The sequence below is a fragment of the Acrocarpospora macrocephala genome (assembly GCF_009687865.1).
GTDB classification, from domain to species: Bacteria; Actinomycetota; Actinomycetes; order Streptosporangiales; family Streptosporangiaceae; genus Acrocarpospora; species Acrocarpospora macrocephala.
In genome coordinates this window covers 267,811-291,998 of sequence record NZ_BLAE01000005.1, presented here as the reverse complement: position 1 = coordinate 291,998, position 24,188 = coordinate 267,811, and the positions used below count along the sequence as shown (strand labels likewise).

Sequence of the window (24,188 nt, the reverse complement as noted above, 5' to 3'; positions counted from 1 at the left end):
GTTCAGATCCAGCGGACTCTGCGCGGGCTGATCCACGCCGCCGGCACCGCCCGCGAGCAGGGCGAGGACGCCATCGACACAGGCGTCAAAGATGAGCTGATCCGGCTGTTCAAGCACGGGGTCCGCGTCGGTCTGTCCGAGGTTCCCCGTATCCCCGGACCCGCCAAAACCGTGACCCAGCCCGTCGGCCGGGTGCTGCTGGAAGTGCTGCGCGACCGTGAGGACGACGTCCTGCGTTTCGCCCATGACCTGCGGGTTCCTCCGACGAACAATCAGGCCGAACGCGATGTCCGACCAGCCAAAACCCAGCAGAAGATCTCCGGGCGGCTTCGATCGGAGACGGCGACCGGCAACCGGTACGCCATCCGCGGCTACCTGTCCACCGCCGCCAAACACGGCACCGACGTCATCTCCGCGATCCGCGACGCCCTGCTCGGCAGACCCTGGATGCCGCCGGACCCAGCCACCGCCTAACCCACGGGCACGTTCGGTAACCACTCACGCCCGACGACCATCACCCACCGCGATCACATCACACTGGAATGCGTCGGGCCTGAATGAATACTTCCCGGCGAGATCTGTCCCTATCAATCATGAGTACGAGCCGCGATTCAGTAACGCGAGAAAGCAGATCGACTTTCTCGGGTTCGGTTTGCGGGCACTGCGTGAGGACTTCGGCGGTGAAATGGCCACCTGGCTGGAAAGGGTTCCCGTCCGCATTCTTCTGTTAGATCCAGAAGCGCCGAATTCTGCTTTTTGCTTATGCAAATCAACGAGACGTAGAGGAATCGAACAGTCCGGGCTCCATCACTACCGACGTCGTCAGATTCTTGCAGTTCATGACCCCACTGAAGAACAAATACCCCAAAAGGCTCGAAATACGGCTGTACTCATGCCTTCCTGCCCTGCATGTCTGTCGCATCGACAACGAGATATTCTGGGGACCGTATATCATGGGCGCCCAGAGCCGCAACACCCCTACCTTCCTGGTGTCTCCGGCCGGCGTCATGTTCGATATCTTGGCGGAGCATTACAATCAAATCTGGACCGACCCCAGGTTCTCTCGCATCGGTTTTCAGAAAGTGAACCGCCAGTACATACCAATTGTCTAGAGTCGGGACTACCGATCAAGGAGATTCGATGATTGCAGATGCGGATGCGCACCACCGCGACTCTAATGTTCGCCCGGCGGTGGGAGTAGGAGTGATGATCCGTCGAGGTCAGCAGGTCCTGCTTGGAAAACGTCAGGGGGCACATGGCGCCGGATCCTACGGCTGGCCGGGTGGAGGTCTGGCATTTGGCGAATCCTTGATCGACGCCGTTCGGCGGGAGGCCCTGGAAGAAGCCGGGCTGATCGTATTGGGTAGTCCGCGCCTGGTATGCGTCAGCAACGTCGTCGAATACGAGCGACATTATCTCGATCTCGAATTCGAGGTGACAGAATTCGAGGGCGAGCCAAAAGTCATGGAACCGAAGTTTATCGAAAACTGGGACTGGTACGACATTGGCGATCTTCCTCAGCCGCTGTTCCAGCCCTGTCAACTCGCGTTGAGATCGCTGAGCGAAGGACTGGCTCTCAATGACTCTGGACAGCAAGGCTCATAGGTGGGTCGTCCTCGGCGCGCTGCACTTCGACATATCCACGAAGATAGACGGGCGCTGGTTCGCGCTTACCGAGGATGCTCAAACTTGGACTGACATTCAAGCCGAACTCGGCGGCGTGGCCGGGAACATCGTCCGGTCCTTCGCTGAGGTTCGGGAACAAGTGGATCTCATAGCCGTTGTCGGCGATGACCCCCTCGGCCAGCTTCTCTTGGAAACTGCCGACTCCGCCATAGCTGCCGCGACCGTGTGGCCGGCTGTCATTCCAAGAACACGCACGGGAATCGTGAACATTATCCATATAGGGGGAGGTGTTACAGACGCTAGGTTAATGATTGCGCCGGATCGTTCAGCCGTCGATTCCGTAAGATATTCAGACGTGAGCCACAAGTTGGCGGAACTGAGGCATGAGGCGTCTGACCTGATATTAGACGGATACATGCTCAGAGAGCAACTGGATCTCTGGCTGGACGACCTGCAAGTCTTGAAAAATGACGGTTGGCGAATCCATCTTGAACTAGTTCCACACAGCGGTTGGCAGGGGCTCGCAGCACACACACTGGATCGTCTGTCCATGCTTTGTGCGACTATCTCAGCGAGCCTCGGGACTTTGGAGAAGATTCTAGGACTACCGTCCGGACTGGAGCTGGGCGCGGAGCAGAGGGCGGCACGATTCGCCGAACACGCGCAGGCGAGTTGGACGGAAAGCAATGCGCGCATCACAGGCAGATTCGGTGCGACCATGAGTTCATTCGGGCCGTCCATGGTACTGGTCTCGCGATCCCTGGTTCCCGTCCATAAGGCGTGTGCGGAACTGCCCGATAATTGGACGCTGTCGGTAGGCGACGCAGCCAACGCCGGTCGGTTGTGGAGATCCTGAATTGAACCAGTTCGATCACAAGCGCTCGGCCAACAGGCGACGATACCGAAGCTTGGTGACGAGGAAACCGTCGCTCAGGTCCTCGGTCAGGCCACCGTCCTCACTCCACCCCTGCCTTCGGTAGAACTCCCGTGCCCGGCGATTGCCCCGCAGCACCCAAAGGGTGGCCTCGGAGTACCCAGCCCCGGTCAGGGCGTCGACGACTGCCGTCATGAGCACCTTGCCGACTCCCGTGCCCCAAACCTCGGGCAGCGTATAGAGGGACCCGACCGTGCCCACGGCCGCCGAATCGTCATCGTCGTCGTCGGTGGGATAGAAGCGTGTGTAGCCAACGGCCCGGCCGGCTTCCTCGGCTACCAGCGTGCCCGACGACGGCCATTGAGAGGTGGCGAGGCTGTCGTCCCACCGAGCCTGGAACGCCTTGTCGTCAAGGTTCGCAAGGTACTCCTCCGGCAAGAGCCCCCGGAAAGCCGCCTGCCACGAGGCCAGCTGGACTGCGGCAAGGATTGCGGCGTCCTGCGGGACCGCCCGTCGAACTCGGCGCGACAAAGGTTCACCCCGGTGAGTCGAGTCTGCGTTCGGCAGAACGCTAGGGGAGGACCAAACCGGGCACCAAGTCATTTTCCTGTGCGCGGGACCTCCAGCAGTTCGTCTCGGCGCGACAGCAGGAACGCTCGTTCGGCGTCGTTGCCCACCAGAGCCAGGGCCCTGCCGTACTGGGTGAGGGCGTCCTCGGCCCGGCCCAGGCGGCGGAGCAGTTCGGCGCGGGTGGCCGGGAGCAGGTGGTGGTACGGCAGGGCCGCGTCGAGGTCGTCCAGCAGGGCCAGCCCGGCCGCAGGGCCTTCGGCCTCGGCCAGCGCGACGGCCCGGTTGAGGCGGACCACGGCTGATCCGGTCAGCCGCTCCAGCTCGCCGTACAGCAGGGTGATCGAACGCCAGTCGGTGTCTTCGGCGCGGACCGCCGAGGCGTGCTCGGCCGCGATGGCCGCCTGCGTCAGGTAGGGACCTGGGCGGGCGCCGGACTTGTGGATCAGGCCCAGACCCGTCTCGATCTCGTCGTGGTGCCATAGTGAGCGGTCCTGGTCGGGCAGGCGTACCAGCTCGCCGCGCGGGCCGGTGCGGGCGTCGCGACGGGCGTGGTGCAGCGTCATCAGGGCCAGCAGTCCGGCGACTTCGGGGTCGCCGGGGATCAGCTCCCGCAGGGTGTGGCCGAGCCCGATCGCCTCGGCGGCCAGCTCGTCGCGGACCAGCCGCCCGCCCCCGGCCGGCGCGTACGCCTCGGTGAAGATCAGGTAGATGACGGCGAGCACGCCGTCCAGCCGGGCGGGCAGCTCCGCGCCGGACGGGACCCGATACGGGATGCCCGCCTGGGCGATCTTCTTCTTGGCCCGGGTGATCCGGGCGGCCATCGTGGTCTCGGTCACCAGGAACAGCCGGGCGATCTGCCGCGTGGTCAGCCCGCCCACGTAGCGCAGCGTCAGCGCCACCCGGCCGGGCATCGCCAGCGCCGGATGGCAGCAGGTGAAGGCCATCCGCAGCCGATCGTCGGGGATGTCTGAGCCGGAGCTGGGCCCGTCGTCGACGACCAGCAGCGGCAGCCGGCGCGCGGCCACGGCGCCGCGGCGCAGCCGGTCGACGGCCTTGCGCCGCGCGGTCACCAGCAGCCAGGCGGCCGGGTTCCGCGGCTCGCCGTCGCGATCCCACCGGTCCACGGCGACGGCGAAGGCGTCCTGCAGCGACTCCTCGGCCAGGTCGAGATCGCGCAGCTCGGCGGTGAGCAGGGCCAGCAGCCGCGCCCAGTGCTCCTGGTACGCCCGTTCGGCCCCGCCCATCCGCGCCGGCGTCATCGCGGCCCTACCCCTGGTATTCCACCACCGGGCGCACCTCGACGACGTCGCTGGGGCAGGCCTTGGCGAACTCCAGCGCCTCGTCCAGGTCCTTGGCCTCGACCAGGTAGAAGCCGCCCAGCTGCTCGACGGTCTCGGCGAAAGGACCGTCGGTCAGGAGCGTCTCGCCGTCCCTCTTGCGTACCGTGGTCGCCGAGCTGGAGAGGGCGAGTTCCTCGCCGCCCCGGGCCGCGTCGCGCGATGCCAGCAGCTCGTTGAAGCGTCCGTGCTCGGCGTAGAGCCGCTCGCGCTCCTCGGGCCCGGCCTCGGCCCACGGCTTCTCATCGCCCCACAACAGCAGCATGTACTTCATGTGTCTCGCCTCCATGTATCAGGGTCACCTGGATGACGTGCCACCTCCACGGGAATCGACAACGCGCCGGAAGATTTTCGCGCGCGCCCGGCGAGGAGCAGGTCATGCTGATGCGCCGGCCCTGGCCGTTCGCGTTTGTGTACGAACCCGACGCCTAGTTGTTATCGGACGTTATAAAGCGTCGATTTGGTCCCACTAAACCATCCTGACCTGGGAAAACGCTCCTATAACACTAGTTAACATGAGACAGTTAGATTTCCTTCTGTCTTGTCCGTTATGTGGCGTTCCAATACCGTCCGCAGTGGTTTGTGTTCCCTGGACGGGCTCTCCCGAGTTCCCCCGTCCCTCCGCCCTGGAGGCGAGATGCGGTTTCGCGCAACGGTGCGCAGTAGATCCCCTTATGGCAAGGCGTTAGGTGTCGCGGTCCTCGTATCGGCCGCGCTCACCCTGACGCCGACGACCTCGGCTCAGGCCGAGCCGGCCGACTGCACCACCGACGCCAGCGCCCATGTGACCACCGTCCCGAGTCCCGAGCAGTTCTTCGGCTTCCCCCTGGGCGCGGGACAGCCCCGGATTCTGACCACAGCAGAGATCAAGGACTACGTCCAGGCCGTGGGAGGCGCCTCCAACCGTGTTCGTACGGGCACGATGGCGCACAGTGTCTCCGGCCAGGAACTGCCCTATGCCATCGTGTCCAACCCGGATCGCGTGTCCGACGCGCGGCTGAAGAAGATCGCCGATGACATCAACGCGCTGCGTGACCCGCGCTCCCTGGGGGCCGACAAGGCGGCGCGCATCGCCGAGGACTCCCCGGCCATCGTCTGGATCGCGGGCAACGTGCACGGCGGCGAGAAGAGCGGCGCGGACGCCGCGCTCAAGACCCTGTACGAGCTGTCCAGCGGCCTGTCCTGCGACGTGGCCGAGCGCAACGACAACTTGATCACGATCATCGTGCCGACCCAGAACCCGGACGGCCGCGACGCCAGCCGCCGGCAGAACGACTACGGCTTCGACCTGAACCGGGACTGGTTCGCCCGCACCCAGCCGGAGACCGACGGCAAGATCGAACTGCTCAGGAAGTACCCGCCGCAGGTCTTCATCGACGCGCACGAGATGGGCGGCCGGCAGTACTTCTTCCCGCCGAACGCCGACCCGATCCACCACGAGCTCGCCGACCAGCCGGTCGACTGGATCAACCGCATCGGGGCCGCGAACGCCGCGGGCTTCGGCTTCAACGGCGCCTGCGGCGGCGCCGTCACCACCGAGTGCTACTTCAACTACGCCACGTACGACCTGTTCTACATGGGGTACGGCGACACCGTGCCGGCCACCGGGTTCGGCGCCGCCGGCATGACGTACGAGAAGGGCAGCACCTCGGCCGTGCAGGACCGGGTGCAGCAGCAGTTCAACACCCAGTGGGCGACGGTCGGCTGGGCCTCGGACAACAAGCACGAGGTCCTCAGCAGCTACTACTCGATCTGGAAGACCGCGCTCGCCGAGGGCGCGGCGGGCACCCTCCAGCCCAACGAGGTCGTGCAGCCGACCAACACCGTGCAGTTCCCGGTGCCCGACATCAAGATCCGTTCGTACTTCCTGCTGCCCGACCGCCAGATCGGCGACGTTCGCAAGCTGGTCGAGCGGCTGCGCGGCATGGACGTCGAGGTCTACCGGCTGAAGAAGCCCGTCACGGTGCCCAGCGCCCGGATCTTCGGCGGCCGGACCGCCAGCAACCTCGAAGTGCCCGAGGGCGCGTACTGGATCCCGATGAACCAGCCGCAGAAGCACTGGATCCAGGCGACCATCGGCGAGGACCCGTACACGCCGTTCCCGTACTTCTACGACGTCTCCTCCTGGAGCAACCCGCTCCTGGCGGGCGTGGACACGGTCTACACCGGGGACGAGCTGTCGCCCAAGGCCGACCTGGTCAGGAAGGCGGAGGGTGGCGTCGCCTCCGGGGCCTCGAAGAAGGGGTCCTACTCCTACCCGCTGGACTCGGCCGCGGCCTCCGAGCTCACCTTCAAGCTGCTCGCCCAGGGCGTGCCGCTCTCGCGTGACCTGGCGACCGGCGTCGTCAGCCTGCCGACCCCCTCGGTCGACCGGCACGAGCTGGACGAACTGGCCACCTCGCTCGGCGTGACCGTCACGGGCAGCGGGGCGGCGGCCTCGGGCACCGCGCTGCGCACCCCCGACGTCGGCCTGTTCAACGGCACCGGCATCTCCACCACCTCCGGCTCGTACGGCGAGGCCCGCTACGTGCTCGGCGCCCGCTGGGGCCTGAACCTCAAGCCGGTGACCACGGCCGACATCAACGGCAACACCCCGGCCTTCACCGAGCGGACCGCCCTGGTGGTCCCGGACGGGAGCAGCTCCACGGGCGGCCTGACCGCGCAGGGCCTGGCCAACCTCAAGCAGTGGGTCGCCGCGGGCGGCACCTACCTCGGGCTCCGCAACGAGGGCACCCGGGTGGCCAGGGCCGCCGGCCTGACCTCCACCACCGAGAAGGCCAAGCCGACCGGCTACCAGGTCATCGGCTCGCACTTCCGGGTGGACACGGCCACCGCCGACCCGGTCGCGCTCGGCCGTCCGGCGGAGGACTTCCAGTTCAACAACGGCGACCCGATCCTCAACCCGAGCACCACCGGCGTCAACGTCCTCACCTACCCGACCGACGGCAGGTTCTGGTCCAACGGCTACACGGTGGGGTCGGACACCCTCAAGGGCACGGCGGCTCTGGTCAACGAGCCGACCGGCGCCGGGCACGCCGTCCTGTTCGCCTACAACCCGCTGTTCCGGGCGTACAACGAGAACGGCATCCACCTGGTGGCCAACGCGCTGCTCCAGCCGGCGGGCGCGCCCGCCGCGCAGCAGCGCAGCGCCCGGGCGCTGCCGCCGCCGGCCGCCGAGCCGGAGGAACTGCCCAACCTGGGCGGGGAATGGCGGCCGATCGTCATCCAGGTGGCCGACGCCGATCTCGCCCGGACTCAGGCGGTGGTCGAGCGGTACACCGACACGGCGGAGATCGCGAGCGCCGGCGGCTCGGCGTACCTCACGATCCCCAACCCGGAGGGTTTGCCGGCCGACGAGCATCCCTACGTCCGTGACCTGATCCGTGACCTCGGCGTGGCGGGCATCCCGCTCCGTTCCGTCGTGGCCTGATCGCGTCGGGGCCCGGCCGGTTCATCCGGCCGGGCCCCCTGTTGAAGCAAAGTGACTCCTGTGGCTGCTTTGCGGTGAGAATATCGGTGTGCTCTGGAGGCGCATGCCGAGGACCGCTGCCTTATCGCATTTTGGGACCGTCATAATCAATGCGTAATTGGCGTGACACATATGTCACAAGTGGATTTTCTCGATAGCTGGATCTCTTTTAACATCCCAATTACTTTGGGGATGCCTTTTCGTTATGAGTGCTCCTGACGATTGGCACGTACCAAACCAGAAGTCTTCGAGGCCTGGGGTGATATGTGGCCAGCATTCAGGGGTATCACTTACGTGGGGCAGGGATCGCTCTCGTAGGTGCGTTGCAAAACGCGAGCTCGGTTTTCACGCGGGGAGATAGGAAAACTCTCAGCTCGGCCTTGTCGCAGGTGCGCGGCTTTCGAAATAACTGCCAGCCATGATCTCCTTTCTGGCGATCTTCATTTCCGTGATTCTGACCGCCTCCGCCGCATTGACGATGTGGTGGATGCTGCACGCGTGGCGCACTCCCGAAACGCTGCACGCGACCCGCTTCTCCGCTCCCGACGGCGAGCAGCGCATGTCTTTCTCCCTGCTGGTTCCGGCCCGCATGGAGGAGAACGTTCTCGCCGCCACCGTCACCGGCCTGCTCCAGTCCACCCACCGCGATTTCGAGATCCTCGTCATCGTCGGGCACGACGACCCCGGCACCGCCGCGATCGCCGCGGAACTCGCCCGTGACCACCCGGACCAGGTCCGCGTGATCACCGACACCAACCCCCGCAAGAACAAGCCCAAGGCGCTCAACACCGCGCTGCCGCACTGCACCGGCGAGATCGTCGGTGTCTTCGACGCCGAGGACGAGGTCCATCCGCTGCTCCTCGAACACGTCGACCACGAGTTCCGCAAGACCCGCGCCGACGTGCTGCAGGGCGGCGTGCAACTGATCAATTTCCACTCCAGCTGGTACAGCCTGCGCAACTGCATGGAGTACTTCTTCTGGTTCCGCAGCCGGCTGCACCTGCACGCCCGGATGGGCTTCATCCCGCTGGGCGGCAACACCGTGTTCGTCCGTACCGAGGTGCTGCGCGAGAACGGCGGGTGGGACCAGGACTGCCTCGCCGAGGACTGCGATCTCGGGGTGCGGCTGTCCACCCGGGGCAAGAAGTTCGCGGTGGCCTACGACGCGGTGCTGGTCACCAGGGAGGAGACCCCCGGCTCGATCAAGGCGCTGGTCAAGCAGCGCACCCGGTGGAACCAGGGGTTCCTGCAGGTGCTGCGCAAGGGCGAGTGGAAGGCGCTGCCCACGCTGCGCCAGCGGCTGCTGGCCAGGTTCACCCTCACCTCACCGTTCATCCAGGCGTTCACCGGCGCCGTCATCCCAGTGGGCATCCTCGCCGGTTTCCTGCTGGACGTGCCCGACGGGGTGGCGCTGATCACCTTCCTGCCGCTGCTGCCGACCCTGACCATGCTCGCCTTCGAGCTGGCCGGGCTGCACGAGTTCGGCGGTCAGTACGGCGTGCGGGTCCGGGCCGGGCACTACGCCAAGCTGATCGCGGGACTGCCGCTGTACCAGCTGATCCTGGCGGTGGCGGCGCTGCGATCGGTCTGGCGGGAGTCCACCGGCCGGGGCGACTGGGAGCTGACCCATCATGTCGGCGCCCACCTGCGGCTCAGGGAGGACACATGACCGCCGTCCTGCTGGCGCCTTCCGCCCCGCCGGTCGACGCCCCGGTCCGCCCAGCCCGCCGCCACCGGTTCCTGCCCGTCGCCGTGCTGCTGGTGCTCCTGATCGCGGCACACGCCTGGAACCTGGCCGACCAGCCCTTCCCCAACGACGACGAAGGCGCGTACATCTCGCAGGCCTGGGCCGTGCAGCACGGCCAGCTCGCGCACTACACCTACTGGTACGACCATCCGCCGCTGGGCTGGATCCAGCTCGCCGTGCTGTCCTGGCCGGGCCAGTGGCTGCTGCCCGGCCTGCCGGCGCTGGTCCACGGCCGGATCGCCATGCTCGTGGTGCTCGCGATCACCCTGCTGCTGGTGTACACGGTGGCGCGCCGGCTGCAGGGCACCCGGTGGACCGCCTTGCTGGCCATGGCGATCGCCGGGCTGTCCCCGCTGGCGCTGAGCATGCAGCACCAGGTGTACCTGGACAACTTCGCGGTCATGTGGCTGCTCGCCGCGTTCGCGCTGGCCCTGTCCCCGCGCAGGCACCTGTGGCAGCACGTGGCGGCGGGGATGGCCACCAGCTTCGCGGTGCTCTCCAAGGAGACCATCGCGATCGCCGTGCCCGCGGTGATCGTGGCGCTGTGGCAGGGCAGCCACCCGAGCACCCGGCGCTTCTCGCTGGCCGGCTTTTTCTCCGGCATGGTCTTCACCGCGTCGCTGTACCCGCTCTACGCGGCGCTGAAGGGCGAGCTGTTCGCCGGCGAGGACCACGTGTCGCTGATCGGGACGCTCGCCTTCCAGCTGCACGACCGGGCCGGCACCGGCAGCGTGTTCGTCCCCGGCACGGAAGCGCACGAGCTGCTGATGAGCTGGCTCGGCAACGATCCGGTCCTGCTCATCGGCGGACTCGCCGCGGCCGTCGCCGGCCTGGCGGTGCGGCCCGCGCGCGCCCCGGCGCTGGCCGTGCTGCTGCTGGTGGTGGTGGCCCTGCGGCCGGACGGCTACCTGCCGAAGATGTACATCGTCCAGCTGGTGCCGTTCCTGGCGCTGTCGGTGGCCGGGATCGCGACCGCCGTCGTCATCAGGACCGAACGCGGCTTCGGCAGCGCGCTGGTCACCACCGCACTGATCGTCACCGGCGCGATCGCGCTCACCGGCTGGCCGGTCACCGGCGCGCGGATGCTCACCGAGTCCACCAACGACGGGTACATGGCGGCATCCCGATGGCTCCGGGAGGAGATGCCGGTCCGGCCCGGCCAGCGCACCATCGTGGACGGCGTGCTCTGGGTGGACCTGGTCCGCGCCGGGCACGCGCCTGGCCTCGGCGCGATCTGGCACTACAAGATCGACCTCGACCCCGCCGTGCAGCGCACCCTGCCGGGCGGCTGGCGCGACATCGACTACGTGGTGTCCACCCCGGCAGTGCGCGGTGAGGCCGCGCAGCTGCCCACGCTCGCGGGCGCGCTCGCGCACTCGCGGGTGGTGGCGACCTTCGGCGCCGGCGACGGCCGGATCGAGGTCCGCGAAGTGCTCACGACGACCCGCTGACACGCCCCGAACAGGAGGCATCGTGACGCCGTCACTTTCCATCGTGATACCCACGTTCAACGAGTCCGGCAACATCGCGCCGCTGCTCGCCGAGATCGACGACACCATCGACGCGCGGACCGCGGTGGAGATCATTTTCGTCGACGACAGCACCGACGACACACCTGAGGTGATCGACCAGGAGTCCGCCGGGCGGCGCGGCAGCGTGTCGCTGATCCACCGAGCCGCGGCCACCGGAGGGCTGGCGGGCGCGGTCGCCGACGGCCTGCGGGTGGCTCGCGGCTCCTGGGTGGTGGTGATGGACGGCGACCTGCAGCACCCGCCGTCGGTGATCCCCGCGCTGATCGCCGAGGGCGAGCGGACCGGCGCGCACCTGGTCGTGGCCTCGCGCTACATCCCCGGCGGCGACCACGGCGGGCTCTCCGGGCGGCACCGGGTGCTGGCCTCCCGGCTGTCCACCCTGGCGGCCAAGGTCCTGTTCCGCCGCCTGTACCGGGTGAGCGACCCGATGAGCGGCTACTTCGCGGTGCGCCGCACCGCGCTGCGGACCGACCGGCTGCGGCCGGTGGGCTACAAGGTCCTGCTGGAGGTGATCGTGCGCTGCCAGATCCGGCGGATCAGCGAGGTCCCGTACGGCTTCCGCGAGCGCGTCGCCGGGGATTCCAAATCCTCGGTACGCGAGGGCGTGCGGTTCCTCCGGCACCTGGCCCGGCTCCGGGTCTCCACCGGCTCCGCCACCCTGGCCGGCCCGAGGGAGGCGTGATGGCCTGGCCGTACCGGCGCCGGGCGGCCGTGATGCTGGGAGCGTCGGGCGCGCTGACGCTGGCCGCGCTCGGCGCCCCGATGGCCGCCGCCGACGTGAATCTGGTCAAGAACCCCGGCATGGAGATCCTCGACGGAACCACCGGCTTCCCGCAGTGCTGGGAGAAGTCCGGGTACGGGGACAACGACCACACCTTCACCGTGACCGGCACGGCGTACGGCGGCTCCCGGGCGATGGACCTCACCATCACCCGGCTGGCCGGCGGCGACCGCAAGGCGATGATGACGGAGGACCCGGACTGCGCGCCGCCGGTGAGCCAGGGACACCAGTACGACCTGTCGGTCTGGTACACGACGTCGCAGCCCAACACGGTGATCACGGTGTTCCGGCACGACACGACGGCCGGCTGGCAGTGGTGGACCGATTTGGCCGCGCTGCCGGTCACCGGAACGTTCCAGCAGGCCCTGGTGCGCACCCCGCCGGTGCCACCCGGCACCGACCGGCTCACCTGGGGAGTGACCAACTACGGCGTCGGGACCCTGGTCACCGACGACTACGCGATGGTGGACACCGCCGCCCCGGTCCCCGACACGCCGTGCGCCGGCACCGGCCCCGAATGCGTCGGGCAGTGGCAGGTGCGCCCCGAGCTGTCGCCGGCCCGGGCGATGCACGCGGTGCTCCTGCACACCGGCAAGGTCCTGCTCATCGCCGGATCGGGCAACGACACCGACCTGTTCCAGGCCGGCACCTTCAAGACCACCCTCTACGATCCCGTGGCCGGCACCTTCACCGACATTCCCACCCCGGCCGACTTCTTCTGCGCGGGTCACGTCCAGCTCGCCGACGGCCGGGTGCTGGTGATGGGCGGGAACAAGGACTACGCCGCGCCGGACGGCAGCGTCGGGTACAAGGGCCTGAAGGTCTCCTACATCTTCGATCCGGCCACCAACTCCTACACCCGCATCAACGACATGCTCGCCGGGCACTGGTACCCGTCCGCCACGATCATGGGCAACGGCGACGTCATCTCGCTGGGCGGTCTGGCCGAGGACTCCTCCGGCACCGTGGTCAACGAGCATTACTCGGCCGCGCAGGGACAGTGGCTGCCGATGGGCCAGGCCAAGCAGGCGTGGAGCTTCTGGGGCCTGTACCCGGCGATGATCCTGCTCCAGGACGGGCGGCTGTTCTACACCGGCTCGCACGTCTTCGGGCCCGGGCTGCCCGGCACCGGCGCGTCCATCTACGACTACGACGCGGGCACCATCACCGATGTGCCGGGGCTGCGCCGCAAGGACGAACGCGACCAGTCGATGAGCGTGCTGCTGCCGCCGGCGCAGGACCAGAAGGTGCTCACCGTGGGCGGCGGCAACCACACGGTCAGCCCCAGCGCGCACCGGCTGACCGACCTGATCGACCTCAAGCAGCCCGCACCGGCGTACGTGCCAGGCCCCGACCTGCCGCACGGCCACTACACCGACGGCACGCCGCAGACCGGCGCGGAGGGAAAGGTCTACCTGTCCACGGTGATCCTGCCGGACGGGAAGGTCTTCGAGACGGGCGGCGCGCTGCACACCTACCGGGAGACACCGGTCTTCGAGGCCTCCATGTACGACCCGGCGACCAACGCCTTCACCCCCGGCATGGCGACCGACCCGGTGCCCCGCACCTACCACTCCTCGGCCGTGCTGCTGCCCGACGGGCGCGTGCTGACCTTCGGCAACAATCCCGGTGACGGCAGCTTCGACCTGCGCATCTCGATGTACTCGCCGCCGTACCTGTTCCGTGGCGACCGTCCCGTCATCACGTCCATCCCCAACACCCAGTGGACGTACGGCTCGGCGCAGCGCATCGTGACCGACGGCCCGATCGTCAAGGCGTCGCTGATCCGCCCGGCCGCCGTCACCCACTCCTCCGACCCCAACCAGCGGTACGTCGACCTGCCGCTGACGGTGTTCCCCGGCAACGTGATCGATCTGAACCTGACGACGAACCCGAACATCGCACCGCCAGGCTGGTACATGCTCACCGTGGTCAACGCGGCCGGGGTGCCGTCGGCGGCCAGCTGGGTACACGTGGGAGGCGCATGATGAGGATCCGGCTCGCGGCGGCCCTGACGGCCGCCGCCGTGGCGGTGCCGTCCGCCGTGCTCTTCGCCGCCCAGGCGTCCGGCGCACCGGGCGCGCGTCCGGCTCCCGCCGTCCAGGCCACCCCCGGCCCGCATGTGCTGCCGTTCGCGAAGAAGCTGCGGTCACCCCGGCCGCGGCTCACCGCCCGGCCGAAGAAGACCGCCATCCCGGCCAGCATCGACGGCTGCGACCACGCCTACGGCACGGCCGGGCAGTGCGTGCCGTGGGACTTTCCCAAGCTGGCCAGAGGCGAGAGCCGCTGCGACTGGATCCGGGCGCACAAGCTCGCCGGGATCACCGTCAACAACCCGCGGGACCGACATCGGCTGGACCCCGACCGGAATGGGATCGCATGCGACAACTGACGTACCGGGCCGCGACGGCACTGGTGCTGCGGCACCGGCGCAAGATCACCTTCGCCGGCGTCGGCAGCACCTGCTTCGCGGTACAGTACCTGCTGCTCACCAGCCTGATGGTGGCAGGCGTGCGCGCCCCCATCGCCAACGCGGTGGGCATCGCGGTCTCGGCCCAGCTCAACTTCACCCTCAGCTCACTGCTGACCTGGAAGGACCGGCCAGGCGGTTCCCCGCGCCGGGTGCTGGGCCGGCTGCTCGCCTACAACGCCACCGCGATGACCGCTCTCTGCGTGAACACCGCAGTCTTCACCCTGGCCTACCGAACGGCGGGCATCTCCGCCGCCGCAGCGGCCGGAGTGGCCGCCGGCATGGTGTTCAACTACGCCGGCTCAAACCACCTGGTGTTCCGCGGACATCGGCCGGACCTCCGGGGGTGAGGCGCAGCACTGAGCCAGGATGACGCCAGTGGTGCCGCATGCGGGAAGAATTCCGGCCACGATCGGGACGGATCCCGTGGATGCCTGTTTGATGCACAGTTGTGGCCGTCGCCGCCCGTAACGCGCCGCATCCTTACCCGCCAGGCCATATCGCAGTTTTGGTATGCGTCATGTGGTAGTAAAGATTTCCGTCGATCACCAAATAATGGGCGGGATTTGGCGTGGCAGAAATCTACATGTATGCCGACGAAACCGGAAATATGGATCTAACCAGGACGCCGGGCGCGAGCCTCTATTTCGGCTTTGGCACCGCCGTCTTTGTTGGAGAGCACGGAAAAGAGATATGGGAGGGCTTGCGGCTCCGCTGCGATCTGGAGCGGCGCGGTGTGAATCTTCCACGCGGCCTCCATGCGAAGGACGACTCGCATGCGACCAGAGAAGAGGTCTTCGATCTGATCGGCCGGCAGGTACCCCGGCTCGACGCCACCTTCCTCTGCAAGTCCAGGGCACACCCGTCGATCCGCGAGCGTTCGCACTGGCTCTACAAGTTGGCGTGGTATTCCCATTTCAGGGAGCTACTGCCCCTCATCAGCCGGTCTGGCGACACGATCTATGTGATCGTAGCCACCCTGACAACCAATCGCAGGCTGATGGACGCACGCGAAGCGTTGGCGGACGTATGTCGCGAACTGGCGGCGGATCGAGATGTCGTACTTTGCATCTGGGACGCGCAGAGCGCGTGGGGAATCCAGGTGGCGGACTACAGCTTGTGGGGAGTGCAGCGGATCCTCGAAGGCCGCCAGTGCAAATGGTTCGAAACCCATATCCAGCCGAACCTGGCATCGCTGCTGACCCCATGGGGAACCGCATAATTGAGGCCGGCTATCCCAGTTTCCCGGGAAGAAGTCCCCTGGACCTCTTGTCACCGACCACGTCCAGTACACGCCATCCATCCACGCCCGTCAACCGGATTGGCCAGTCTTGCCTCGTAGTTGATCGGTTTCCTTCACAGCGTCCATCGCAATCGGGTGCTGTTCTGGTATGTGCACGGCGCCCTCTGGGGGCGTTTCGCAGGGTCTACCGAGACCGTACTCACCCAGGATTACGACACGGTGGAACGCTCCGGGATCGATGGACTGATCGCGTCCATCGAGCGGTGGCGCGGCGGCAACCTGAGTTAGGAGTCCGGCCCGCGGGTCTTCTTCGTCCGCAACCCACCTTCGCCGTGCTCGCAATAATCCCGCTGCCAGGCGAACAAGGATCGCCGCGACACGTTGAGAATCCGCGCGACGTCATCGGGAGACTTGCCCTGCTCCAGCAGGAATACCGCGCGCCGCCAGCGTCCCGCCATCGGCGTGCCCGACCCAAGCCGCGAGGGTCACGTCAGCACCCCGCCCGCCGCGAGGTAGGTCAGGCGGGAGCGGCGGCTGTCGTACAGCGTCACCTCACCCTTGCCGGGCACGCCCACCTTGGCCATGATTCGTACGCCCGGCGACGTAGCCAGTCCGAGCGCTGCGGCGCGCCGAGTTCGTCGGCGAAGGGCTGGCTCGGCTCTGGTGGCGGGTGCTCACCGGCGTATTGCGGTCAAGCGGCCGCGATCGCGATCACGAGCGCGGTGCCGGTGACGATGACGAGCGCGGGCACCACCAGCCAGAAGCGCTGGGTGCTGCCGGTCAGTCGCCGAGTCCAACGGTAGAACGAGGTCGCTTGGTGGCGCTCGTCCGACGCGTTTAGCACCTCGGTGATTGTCGGGTCGTCGGCCACGAAGAACCGCTCGTCGAGGACGGCCCTGAATCGTTCTGCCCGGCGCCGGTTTCGCTGATAGAGCTCCGTGTACGCAGCAGCAAAGGCCAGCCCGATGACGCCAATGAAGATGACCAGCAGGCTGACGGGCAATTCATCACGCCTGAGATTCCCGTCGGCGGCGATGACGGCTACCAGCGCCGACGCCACCACCAGGACGATGTTGACGGCGTTCGCCCGTAAGGTCTCCGCGTGTCGCGCATGTGCCCGCATATCCGAGTACATACCCCAGAGCAGGTCCTTCTGGGCCTGCGGCCTGCTGGAGTCGTCGCTCACGGTGATCTCCAATGGATCCTGCATTGTTGGGCTACTTCACATTGATGCCTGTACGACGGACTCTGTAAAGCAGTGAATCGACGATGCCCTCGTGCTGACGACGGGATACCAGATGCCACGGCGTAACGATGTACCCGACTGGCGGGCGTTGCCGCACCAGGTCCTGCTGGCGCTTGATGCCTGGCTGGAGCACGAGGGAGGCGAGCTCACCCACAAGGGGTGGTTCACGGCCGGGCGCGGGCGCGACCCAGTCGGGCTGATGGAGCGCTCCAGCGGCCAGGATCAGCGCAATCTGATCGCGAAGTTCTACCGGCCCCCGATCCAGCTCAAGGTGGACAAGGTTAAGGACGCTGGCAAGTCGGCGAAGACGTTTCCACATCTCGCGCGGCCGTACGGTGAACCTGTCGCGTTGGGCGGCTGGTGGCTGGTCTTCCAGGACGTCGCGCGCGGTGATCTCGGGACCGTGCGTCCGTTGCTGGAGCCGGTGTTGAACGGCGATCCGGATGCGGCAGCGTACTGCAAGGACATCATCGGCTCGATCGTTCAGGACTGGAACTCCGGCGACGGCGTGGATCCGCCGCAGCGGCGATCGGTGCCCGTCGAGCACTTCATGCGTGCGATCCTCGGCGAACGGATGGATCCGAACGGCCCCATCCAGCGCTGGGCGAGCGGGGCGAACGTCCCCGGCAGCGGCCATCCGGAGACCGTGACCCAACCCGGTTGGGGCAGGATCCTGCCCAATCCGTTCATGTTGCTGAACAACCGTGCCTACTCCCGCCTGCCTCTGGATTCGGTGGTGACCGGGAGGGCACACGGTGATCTGAGCGGGCGGAACATCCTGCTGCCGATGGGCCCGCATCCTCGGCCCGAGGAGTACATCCTCATCGACCTCGACCGCTTCGACCCCGGGGCGCCGCTGGCACGCGACCCAATGCACCTGCTGGTCGCCCTCGCCATGGATCTGCTGCAGCGTGATCACTTCGACGCATCTGCCCGCCGCGACCTCATCGAGGTCATCGTCGACCCGGACGTACGAACCGGCAGCGGCATCGGGCAGCGGTTCAGCCGGATCAGCGCTGCTATCCACGAGGGACCTGCGGGGTGGGCGCGGAGTTCCGGCCATGGAAAGGAGTGGCGGGAGCAGACCGTGCTCGCGCTGGTGGCCGCCGCCCTGATGCATGTCGGTCGCAAATTTTTCGCCGACGATGACAGAGAGTGGTGCTTTCACCTGGCGGCCGCGGCGACCGCGCGGTATCAGACCCTGACCACGCGGGATGACGCGTTCGCGCCACGGCGGCAGGCCGTACGGACGACCACGCCTCAAACGAGCTCCCCGCCTGGCCGGGGAGTCGACCCTGGCGAGCCGATGGACACGGCACGGCTGGTCGTGCTGCACGCACCGGACGGCGACGGCTTCGTGACCATGCTGACCGATCGCCTGGCCACCATGCCGATCGATGCTCGTCCCCAGGGCGCTGGCGTGGCGGAGGCCAACGAGGTCGCTCGGGCCGACATCGTGGCAGTCGTAGTCACCACCGACCTCCTCGCCAGCCAGGCGCATCGCCAGACGGTCGAACTGGCCGCGCGCCGCGAACTGCCGGTGTTGTGGCTGCGGGTTCATCCGGTGGACGGACAGCCGGAGCTGTCAGAGGACGACGGCTGTTACGACTTCCGTGCGGCCGGGCGAGCGCAGTGGGAAGAGCTGATTGCCCACCTGCGCTGGATCGGGTCGCCCTCCTACCTGATCAGCCTGTACGGCCGGCGCCTGCGACGACTCAACGAAGGTTTCAGAGATGCGGAGGGCACGGCACGAGAGCGCATCAACCAGGAGTGCGAGCTGCTGGAGAAACGCCTCGAAGCCCAGACGGCACGTCGAACGAACCGAGGACACCCCTCCACCACCCGCGCTGTGCCTACGACAGGCCGCGCCCCGGCGCCCAGCAGCCGGGAAAACGGATTACGTTGCTACGGCCAGCCCTTGCCCGCACCACCGGACGAACCGCTGGATCGGCTCAACGAGACGGACCAGCTGATCGCCCTTCTCGAATCTGGACACGGGCCGGTCGCGCTGATAGGCCCCGACGGGTTCGGCAAGACCGCGATGATCTCACGGCTTCGTCGTCGCATCCGTGACGACCGTGGCGTTCTGCCTATCGACGGCTTCGTCTACCTGCCCGCGCGCGGCCCTTACCCGATCAACGCGGTGACGGTGCTCAGCGCGATCGCCGAGGTGGCACTAGACTCCGACCAGGTGAGGCGCGTTCATGCCGACGTCAGGAGTTCGGCGTTGCCGTGGCCGCAGAAGGTGCGTCAGGTGCTCTCGGCCATCACCGAGGGCACGCGCGTGCTTCTCGTCCTCGATGATGTCCAGGATCTGGTCGACGGCGACGGCCGATTCGTCGACCGGCAGCTCATCGACACCCTGACCATGGCATTGGAGCAGGCGGAGCAGAAGCTTCAGCTGCTCATGGTGACTACTCAGGTAGTGGTGGAGCCGGTGCCGAACGTCACCTCACTCCCGCTCAACCACGGGCTCGACGAGGACCACGCCTGGGACCTGTTGTGCGCGATGGATCATCCCGACGAGTTGCTCGACCTCGCCCCGCACCAGGGTGTCGCCACCGATCTGACGGCACTGACCGCTGGGCACCCGCGCGTGCTGGAACTGGTGGTCGCCCTGCTGCACGGCGACCCGACCCTTACCCTTCCCCGCCTGGTCGAACAGCTGAAGCGGGAAGGGCTGACCGGGCCGAGCCTGCTGCCGTCGCTGCTGGAGCGGGCGCTGGGCGGACTCGACCGCACCGAACAGCGGGTACTGCAGGCCCTGGCCGTGCTCGGCCAGCCCGTGGAGCCCACGGCCGTGGACGCGGTGCTCGCCCGCTACCTTCCCGGTCAGGTCAACGAACCCACCCTCAACGAGCTCGTACGGCGACGCCTGATCCGCAGAGACGGACGCCGTTTCGCTCTCCCCCGCGACCCCGACGGAACCTGCCTGTTAGACGGGCTGGACCTCGGCGTTCCCAGCGACCGCACCCGCGAGCCACGCCCCTTGACACAGCGGGCCCTCTACGGGCTAGCCGCTGAGCACTTCGCGGCGTCCGCGCCGCAGGTGCTCGGCGAGGAGGACGTGCTCCGCCGGCTCGCCGAGGTGGAGATGCGTCTGGCCGGCGGGGAGCGGGAGAAAGCGCTTGAGGTCATGAACCTGCTGGACAACAGCTCATGGAGTTCATGGCTGGCGAATTTGCGAGACCGCGTCCCCCAGGAGGACGATTACCTTGACGTTCACAACCTGGCGTCGAAGGCTGCGGCACGCTTGCGCCAGGACTACGCCGACGGCGCGATCCGCGATCTGAAGGATGCGATCGAGATCTGCCGCCGTCCTCATCACCGTCTGCGGCAGAGCAGCTGTGATGTAGCCATTCAGCTCGGGGATGCGCACCTGCACGACGGCGATTGCGTCCAGGCCGCGGCGTGGTACCGGTACGCCTTGAGCGAGGTCAAGAAGGACTGGCACCTGGAGATCGGGCGGGCCAGGGCCGGGCTCCTGCGCTGCCACTACGAGTGGGGGAAATTCGAGGAGGCGCTGAACGACTACGAGCGTGCCAAGGAAGCCCTCGGTCACAGCGACGAGCCCGGCGCAGCGCGTTCCAGCCTCGGCCTGGAACTCTCACTCGGCATGGTCTACGCCTCCCGCGGCGATCTGCTGGAGGCCAGGCAAGTCCTGCGCCTGGGACAGCACGCGGCCGAGGAGCGCAAGCAGATCCGCCTGGTAGGCGCCTTCGTCGGCCAGCGTGCGGTGATCTGTCTAGACACCGGGGAGCCCGACAAGGCTATCGAGATCGCGACGGAAGCCGTGAATCTCGGGGCGCGAACGAACAACGTTCCACTCTGCCGGGAGGCGGCCACCGTCCTGGCGCAGGCCCATCTCAGCAGAGGCGCGGATACGGACAGCCTCATGGCGGCCCAGGCGGCCGCCGACAACGCCGTGCGTCTCAGCCAGTCAAACCGCGCTGGGGTTGCCTTCGCGGTGCAAGGCATTGCTCTGCTGCGCTTGAGGAAGACCGCGCCGGCGAGGGCCGCGTTCAGCCTCGCGCACGACCGAGCGGAACGACTCTGGCGTGCCGATCGAGGCAACTTCGAGGTAGCAGACCTGCTGGGCCTGGCCAGCTGCGGACTCGCCATCTGCGGGGAACGCGAACGATTCCGCGAGGCCGAGGAAGCGTTCGTACGCGCACGGGAGATCGCACGGACGCAGACTGTCGTGCTGAGGGTGCAGCGCCTCTTCCGGCAATTGGCGCCGACTCTGGATGCGCGGACGGAACCCGTCCTGGCCGCCGCGAGTGGGCCGTACCCCGACAGCTACCCGTGATTGATCCCCCCAGGAACCGGCTAGGCGGGCTCGTTCTCAATCCACAACGGCAGGGGTTGCGGCTGCCACTCAGGGTCTGCGTCGCCGTCGCGTGGGGTGAAGGGCGGCGGTTCGCCCGTGCCGTCCCCCCAGCGAGTCATCATGGATCTCGCCTCCCCCGCGGTTGGAGCGCTCGCATCCATGACGCTAGGTACGGATTGGTCTGCGCATCCATGACACCCGTCCATGTCGGTATACCGCCACATCTGGCGCTTTCCGGGCGTGTACCGCTGTCGTCGGGCCGTGCGGCTGGCAGACTACCGCGGTGTTCGTTCGGATAGCCGTCTTCGATCCGCTGCCGGTGTACCGGCATGGCGTCATGGCCACCCTGCGAGAGGCCGGGCTGGGCAGCGAGTCGCCGGATGACATCTTCACCTGGATGGACGACGATCACCTCCGCCTCGTGGTGTTGTCCTTACAGGCCGGTAACGACTGGGAACGTCTTGGCCGACTGTGTCGTACCTACAACGACGTCCTCGTCGTAGCATTGCTGCCCGACGACGCCGTCACCACGCACGTGCGCGCGTTGGCGTCTGGCGCGGTCGCCGCGCTGCCACGCGATGCGCAACCGTCTGCGGTGCGAGCGACGGTGGAGGCCGTAATCGGCGGCCGCACCGTGCTTCCCATCGACGTGCTGCGCGGTCTGACATCGCACCGCGCCTCGACGTCGCCGGACGCCGCGGTGCCGTCGCCGCGAGAGCTGGAGTGGTTACGCCATCTCTCTACCGGTGCCATCGTCGCCGAATTGGCCGACCAGGCCGGGTATTCGGAGCGGATGATGTTCCGCCTGCTCCGCGACCTCTACAAGCGGATGCGGGCTGGCAACCGTACAGAAGCACTCCTGCTCGCCCGAGAAAATGGCTGGATCTGAACGCGCCGGATGTGGCGGCATGCCGAAACTCCTATTGCGTCATGGACCCGCAGTCGAATCGGTACCTAGCGTCATGGATGCGAGCGCTCCAACCGCGGGGGAGGCGAGATCCATGATGACTCGCTGGGGGGACGGCACGGGCGAACCGCCGCCCTTCACCCCACGCGACGGCGACGCAGACCCGTTGTGGGAGCCGAAGCCCTTACCAGGTCAGGTCGACGTGCCGTCGCCCCGGGAGCTGGAGTGGTTACGCCATCTCTCCACCGTCGCCACTGTCGCCGAACTGGCCGACCGCGTCGGGTATTCGGAGCCGATGATGTCCCGCCTGCTCGACGACCTCTACAAGCGGATGCAGGCCCGTGACCGTACAGAAGCACTCCGACTCGCCCGAGAACGCGGCTGGCTCTGAACGCGGGGAGACGAGCTCCATGATTGTTCGCCGGGGACGGCACGGGCCACCCACCGCCCTTCACCGCGCGTGACGGCGACGCAGCCCCGGCGTGGCGGCCGAAGTCCCTACCAGGTCAGGCCAACTGTGGGAAACGAGCAGCGAGGGCCAGGTGGATAGGGGTCGCCTGGTCATCCTGCGGGGCGCTGGAGCGAGCACGTCGCGTCGCTCGCCGACGTCCCCGAGCTGCCCATGGCAGCGACTGACAAGGCCGGCCTTCCTACCATCGGTCTGCTCGCGTACACGCGCCCGAGGGCGTTGCCCGTCTCACGGCTCCTGACGACCAGCAGGCTCAGCCTTCGACCGCAACCCGACGGCAGCCTCGTCCTGCACGGACTGGATCTCGACCGCGTCGTCGACCCCGATCGGCCGCCGACGACGCGGGGCGCGGAAGCCGAGGAGCTTCTCCGGCGACTGGAAGAGGTCGTCAGCCTCGCGGAGCGGCCGGAGATCGCGAGGCTGCAGATCGGCCGGCGCTCGATCCCGGTGGACGGGAAGACAGTCGAGGGTTTCGTCGGCGAGGGGGAGTGGTTCTACGCGATCGCCACCCACAGTGGCGTGACCCTTGCGCCTCTCCTCGCCGAGTACTGCGTGCAAGAGGTGGTGCGCGGCGGTCGAGTCGAGGAGCTCTCGTCGTTCCGGCCCGAGCGCTTCGCCGGGCTGTCGCAGCGACCGGAGACTCCGCGGGCGACGGTTCCGGGCGATCAATAGCAGGCGTGCCTACGGGGTGACGGCTTGGGGGTCGGTGTCTTCCTCGCGGAGTACGTCGTCGGCCATCTGGTCGTACTTGGCGACGCGGGCGCGGCCGGTTTCGCCGAGTTGTTCGACTACGGCGGCGACCAGGGTTTCGATGAGTGCTACGGCGGGGGTGAGTGAGTCGAATGGGGAGGGGGAGCGGACTTGGCCGGGGAGGACCACGTCGGCCACTGCGGCGGCGGGGGACAGCCAGGGGTCGGTGAATAGGATGATTTTCACGTTGCGGGAGGCCGCGGCGCGGGCGAAGGCGATCGTTTCGCGTTGGTAGCGGCGGTAGTCGAAGAGGACCAGGACGTCGCGGCGGCCCATGTCGAGTAGGTGGGCGGCGTGGTCGGCGGTGGAGCCGGCGATGTAGGTGGCGTGCGGGCGGAGCTGGTGGAGGTGGGCGATGAGGTAGTGGGCCAGGATTGTGCTGAACCGGCCACCGGCCGCCGACACGCGCCGGGCGGGATCGGCCAGTAGCCCGGCCGCTTTGACCAGCTCGCCCTCGGGGAGCTGGTCGAAGGTCATCGCGGTGGCCTCCAGTAGGACGCGCCGGGAGCGGCCCAGGACCCCGTCGTCGTGCCCCGTGCCCTCTTCGGTGGTGGGTTCGCCGTACTGGGTGAGCGGGGAGGAGTAGCGCTGCTGGGTTTCGCGTTTGAGCGCTTGCTGGAGTTCCGGATAGCCCTGGAAGCCCAGCCGGTACGCCAGCCGGAGTACGGTGGCCGGGCTGGACTGGGCCAGTGTGGCCACGGTCGCCAGCGGCTCGAGACCCGCCGTGGGGTAGCCGGCCAGCAGTGCGCGGGCGACCCGCTGCTCGGCCCGGGGGAGGTCGGGAAGCACGTCGCGCAGCTGTGCCGCCACCGTGCGCGGCTCGGTCGTGCCGGGCAT

Annotated in this window: 23 protein-coding genes; 17 read left to right on the top strand and 6 right to left on the bottom strand. The window is 67.6% G+C overall.

The window, feature by feature from the left end; translation table 11 throughout:
• From Amac_RS04340 to Amac_RS04325, 4 genes are all read left to right on the top strand, one after another.
• Positions 1 to 474: IS66 family transposase (locus tag Amac_RS04340; protein WP_155352985.1), on the top strand; the 474-nt coding region annotated here is incomplete at its 5' end.
• A gap of 365 nt (positions 475 to 839) precedes the next feature.
• Positions 840 to 1,112, top strand: a complete 273-nt coding sequence (locus Amac_RS04335) for a hypothetical protein (RefSeq protein WP_155352984.1) — start codon at positions 840 to 842, stop codon at positions 1,110 to 1,112.
• Positions 1,113 to 1,140: 28 nt separating this feature from the next.
• Positions 1,141 to 1,605, top strand: coding sequence for a nucleotide triphosphate diphosphatase NUDT15 (locus Amac_RS04330; RefSeq protein ID WP_155352983.1), 465 nt, complete (start codon positions 1,141 to 1,143; stop codon positions 1,603 to 1,605).
• Positions 1,580 to 2,482 (top strand): carbohydrate kinase family protein, encoded by a 903-nt coding sequence (locus Amac_RS04325; RefSeq protein ID WP_155352982.1) that lies wholly within the window; start codon positions 1,580 to 1,582, stop codon positions 2,480 to 2,482. Before Amac_RS04330 ends, Amac_RS04325 begins: the two co-directional genes overlap by 26 nt.
• A gap of 15 nt (positions 2,483 to 2,497) precedes the next feature.
• Here the strand turns inward: Amac_RS04325 and Amac_RS04320 are convergent, their stop codons facing one another.
• From Amac_RS04320 to Amac_RS04310, 3 genes are all read right to left on the bottom strand, one after another.
• Complete coding sequence (locus Amac_RS04320; RefSeq protein ID WP_170322315.1) at positions 2,498 to 2,938, bottom strand: GNAT family N-acetyltransferase; 441 nt, start codon at positions 2,936 to 2,938, stop codon at positions 2,498 to 2,500.
• Positions 2,939 to 3,099: 161 nt separating this feature from the next.
• Positions 3,100 to 4,329: an RNA polymerase sigma factor gene (locus Amac_RS04315; RefSeq protein WP_218040872.1), complete on the bottom strand. Its 1,230-nt coding sequence runs from the start codon at positions 4,327 to 4,329 to the stop codon at positions 3,100 to 3,102.
• Positions 4,330 to 4,336: 7 nt separating this feature from the next.
• A complete protein-coding gene (locus Amac_RS04310; protein ID WP_155352980.1) occupies positions 4,337 to 4,681 on the bottom strand; it encodes a YciI family protein in 345 nt (114 codons plus the stop codon).
• A 363-nt stretch (positions 4,682 to 5,044) separates the two neighbouring features.
• Between Amac_RS04310 and Amac_RS04305 the strand changes: the two genes are divergently transcribed.
• The 9 genes from Amac_RS04305 to Amac_RS04270 all read left to right on the top strand — a co-directional run bounded on the left by Amac_RS04305 (position 5,045) and on the right by Amac_RS04270 (position 15,937).
• Positions 5,045 to 7,837 carry a M14 family zinc carboxypeptidase gene (locus Amac_RS04305; RefSeq protein WP_155352979.1) on the top strand — a complete coding sequence of 931 codons (2,793 nt, stop codon included), beginning with the start codon at positions 5,045 to 5,047 and terminating at the stop codon, positions 7,835 to 7,837.
• A gap of 487 nt (positions 7,838 to 8,324) precedes the next feature.
• Positions 8,325 to 9,545 carry a glycosyltransferase family 2 protein gene (locus tag Amac_RS04300; RefSeq protein WP_218040871.1) on the top strand — a complete coding sequence of 407 codons (1,221 nt, stop codon included), beginning with the start codon at positions 8,325 to 8,327 and terminating at the stop codon, positions 9,543 to 9,545.
• Positions 9,542 to 11,074, top strand: a complete 1,533-nt coding sequence (locus tag Amac_RS04295) for an ArnT family glycosyltransferase (RefSeq protein WP_155352977.1) — start codon at positions 9,542 to 9,544, stop codon at positions 11,072 to 11,074. Before Amac_RS04300 ends, Amac_RS04295 begins: the two co-directional genes overlap by 4 nt.
• Positions 11,075 to 11,096: 22 nt before the next feature.
• Entirely contained in the window at positions 11,097 to 11,837 is a 741-nt protein-coding gene (locus tag Amac_RS04290; RefSeq protein ID WP_170322314.1) for a polyprenol monophosphomannose synthase, read from the top strand.
• Complete coding sequence (locus Amac_RS04285; protein WP_174900141.1) at positions 11,837 to 13,924, top strand: galactose oxidase early set domain-containing protein; 2,088 nt, start codon at positions 11,837 to 11,839, stop codon at positions 13,922 to 13,924. Before Amac_RS04290 ends, Amac_RS04285 begins: the two co-directional genes overlap by 1 nt.
• Positions 13,921 to 14,328, top strand: a complete 408-nt coding sequence (locus tag Amac_RS54410; protein WP_174900140.1) for a hypothetical protein — start codon at positions 13,921 to 13,923, stop codon at positions 14,326 to 14,328. Before Amac_RS04285 ends, Amac_RS54410 begins: the two co-directional genes overlap by 4 nt.
• Positions 14,316 to 14,756: a GtrA family protein gene (locus Amac_RS04280; protein ID WP_155352975.1), complete on the top strand. Its 441-nt coding sequence runs from the start codon at positions 14,316 to 14,318 to the stop codon at positions 14,754 to 14,756. The genes Amac_RS54410 and Amac_RS04280 overlap by 13 nt, the downstream gene beginning before the upstream one ends.
• Before the next feature lie 221 nt (positions 14,757 to 14,977).
• Complete coding sequence (locus Amac_RS04275) at positions 14,978 to 15,628, top strand: hypothetical protein (protein ID WP_218040870.1); 651 nt, start codon at positions 14,978 to 14,980, stop codon at positions 15,626 to 15,628.
• Positions 15,629 to 15,748: 120 nt separating this feature from the next.
• Entirely contained in the window at positions 15,749 to 15,937 is a 189-nt protein-coding gene (locus tag Amac_RS04270; protein ID WP_174900134.1) for a hypothetical protein, read from the top strand.
• Here the strand turns inward: Amac_RS04270 and Amac_RS04265 are convergent.
• Both Amac_RS04265 and Amac_RS04260 read right to left on the bottom strand, forming a co-directional pair.
• Entirely contained in the window at positions 15,934 to 16,107 is a 174-nt protein-coding gene (locus Amac_RS04265) for a helix-turn-helix domain-containing protein (protein ID WP_155352974.1), read from the bottom strand. The genes Amac_RS04270 and Amac_RS04265 overlap by 4 nt on opposite strands.
• A gap of 233 nt (positions 16,108 to 16,340) precedes the next feature.
• Positions 16,341 to 16,835 carry a hypothetical protein gene (locus Amac_RS04260; RefSeq protein WP_155352973.1) on the bottom strand — a complete coding sequence of 165 codons (495 nt, stop codon included), beginning with the start codon at positions 16,833 to 16,835 and terminating at the stop codon, positions 16,341 to 16,343.
• Positions 16,836 to 16,926: 91 nt separating this feature from the next.
• On the opposite strand from Amac_RS04260, the gene Amac_RS04255 reads away from it, so the two are divergent.
• The 4 genes from Amac_RS04255 to Amac_RS04240 all read left to right on the top strand — a co-directional run bounded on the left by Amac_RS04255 (position 16,927) and on the right by Amac_RS04240 (position 23,273).
• Positions 16,927 to 21,204 carry an AAA family ATPase gene (locus Amac_RS04255; protein WP_155352972.1) on the top strand — a complete coding sequence of 1,426 codons (4,278 nt, stop codon included), beginning with the start codon at positions 16,927 to 16,929 and terminating at the stop codon, positions 21,202 to 21,204.
• Between the two features lie 358 nt (positions 21,205 to 21,562).
• On the top strand, positions 21,563 to 22,114 hold the full coding sequence (locus tag Amac_RS04250; RefSeq protein WP_170322313.1) for a helix-turn-helix transcriptional regulator: 552 nt from the start codon (positions 21,563 to 21,565) through the stop codon (positions 22,112 to 22,114).
• Between the two features lie 112 nt (positions 22,115 to 22,226).
• On the top strand, positions 22,227 to 22,523 hold the full coding sequence (locus tag Amac_RS04245; RefSeq protein WP_155352970.1) for a helix-turn-helix domain-containing protein: 297 nt from the start codon (positions 22,227 to 22,229) through the stop codon (positions 22,521 to 22,523).
• Between the two features lie 231 nt (positions 22,524 to 22,754).
• A complete protein-coding gene (locus Amac_RS04240) occupies positions 22,755 to 23,273 on the top strand; it encodes an FAD-binding oxidoreductase/lyase (protein ID WP_155352969.1) in 519 nt (172 codons plus the stop codon).
• A 9-nt stretch (positions 23,274 to 23,282) separates the two neighbouring features.
• Here the strand turns inward: Amac_RS04240 and Amac_RS04235 are convergent, their stop codons facing one another.
• Positions 23,283 to 24,188, bottom strand: coding sequence for a MurR/RpiR family transcriptional regulator (locus Amac_RS04235; protein ID WP_170322312.1), 906 nt, complete (start codon positions 24,186 to 24,188; stop codon positions 23,283 to 23,285).

Coding starts and splice junctions, on each gene's coding strand:
- Amac_RS04325 (WP_155352982.1), top strand. CDS start 1,580: ATGACTCTGGACAGCAAGGCTCATAGGTGGGTCGTCCTCGGCGCGCTG.
- Amac_RS04265 (WP_155352974.1), bottom strand. CDS start 16,107: ATGGCGGGACGCTGGCGGCGCGCGGTATTCCTGCTGGAGCAGGGCAAG.
- Amac_RS04245 (WP_155352970.1), top strand. CDS start 22,227: ATGATGACTCGCTGGGGGGACGGCACGGGCGAACCGCCGCCCTTCACC.
- Amac_RS04240 (WP_155352969.1), top strand. CDS start 22,755: ATGGCAGCGACTGACAAGGCCGGCCTTCCTACCATCGGTCTGCTCGCG.
- Amac_RS04305 (WP_155352979.1), top strand. CDS start 5,045: ATGCGGTTTCGCGCAACGGTGCGCAGTAGATCCCCTTATGGCAAGGCG.
- Amac_RS04250 (WP_170322313.1), top strand. CDS start 21,563: ATGGCCACCCTGCGAGAGGCCGGGCTGGGCAGCGAGTCGCCGGATGAC.
- Amac_RS04330 (WP_155352983.1), top strand. CDS start 1,141: ATGATTGCAGATGCGGATGCGCACCACCGCGACTCTAATGTTCGCCCG.
- Amac_RS04235 (WP_170322312.1), bottom strand. CDS start 24,188: ATGCCCGGCACGACCGAGCCGCGCACGGTGGCGGCACAGCTGCGCGAC.
- Amac_RS04280 (WP_155352975.1), top strand. CDS start 14,316: ATGCGACAACTGACGTACCGGGCCGCGACGGCACTGGTGCTGCGGCAC.
- Amac_RS04315 (WP_218040872.1), bottom strand. CDS start 4,329: ATGACGCCGGCGCGGATGGGCGGGGCCGAACGGGCGTACCAGGAGCAC.
- Amac_RS04310 (WP_155352980.1), bottom strand. CDS start 4,681: ATGAAGTACATGCTGCTGTTGTGGGGCGATGAGAAGCCGTGGGCCGAG.
- Amac_RS54410 (WP_174900140.1), top strand. CDS start 13,921: ATGATGAGGATCCGGCTCGCGGCGGCCCTGACGGCCGCCGCCGTGGCG.
- Amac_RS04295 (WP_155352977.1), top strand. CDS start 9,542: ATGACCGCCGTCCTGCTGGCGCCTTCCGCCCCGCCGGTCGACGCCCCG.
- Amac_RS04335 (WP_155352984.1), top strand. CDS start 840: ATGACCCCACTGAAGAACAAATACCCCAAAAGGCTCGAAATACGGCTG.
- Amac_RS04285 (WP_174900141.1), top strand. CDS start 11,837: ATGGCCTGGCCGTACCGGCGCCGGGCGGCCGTGATGCTGGGAGCGTCG.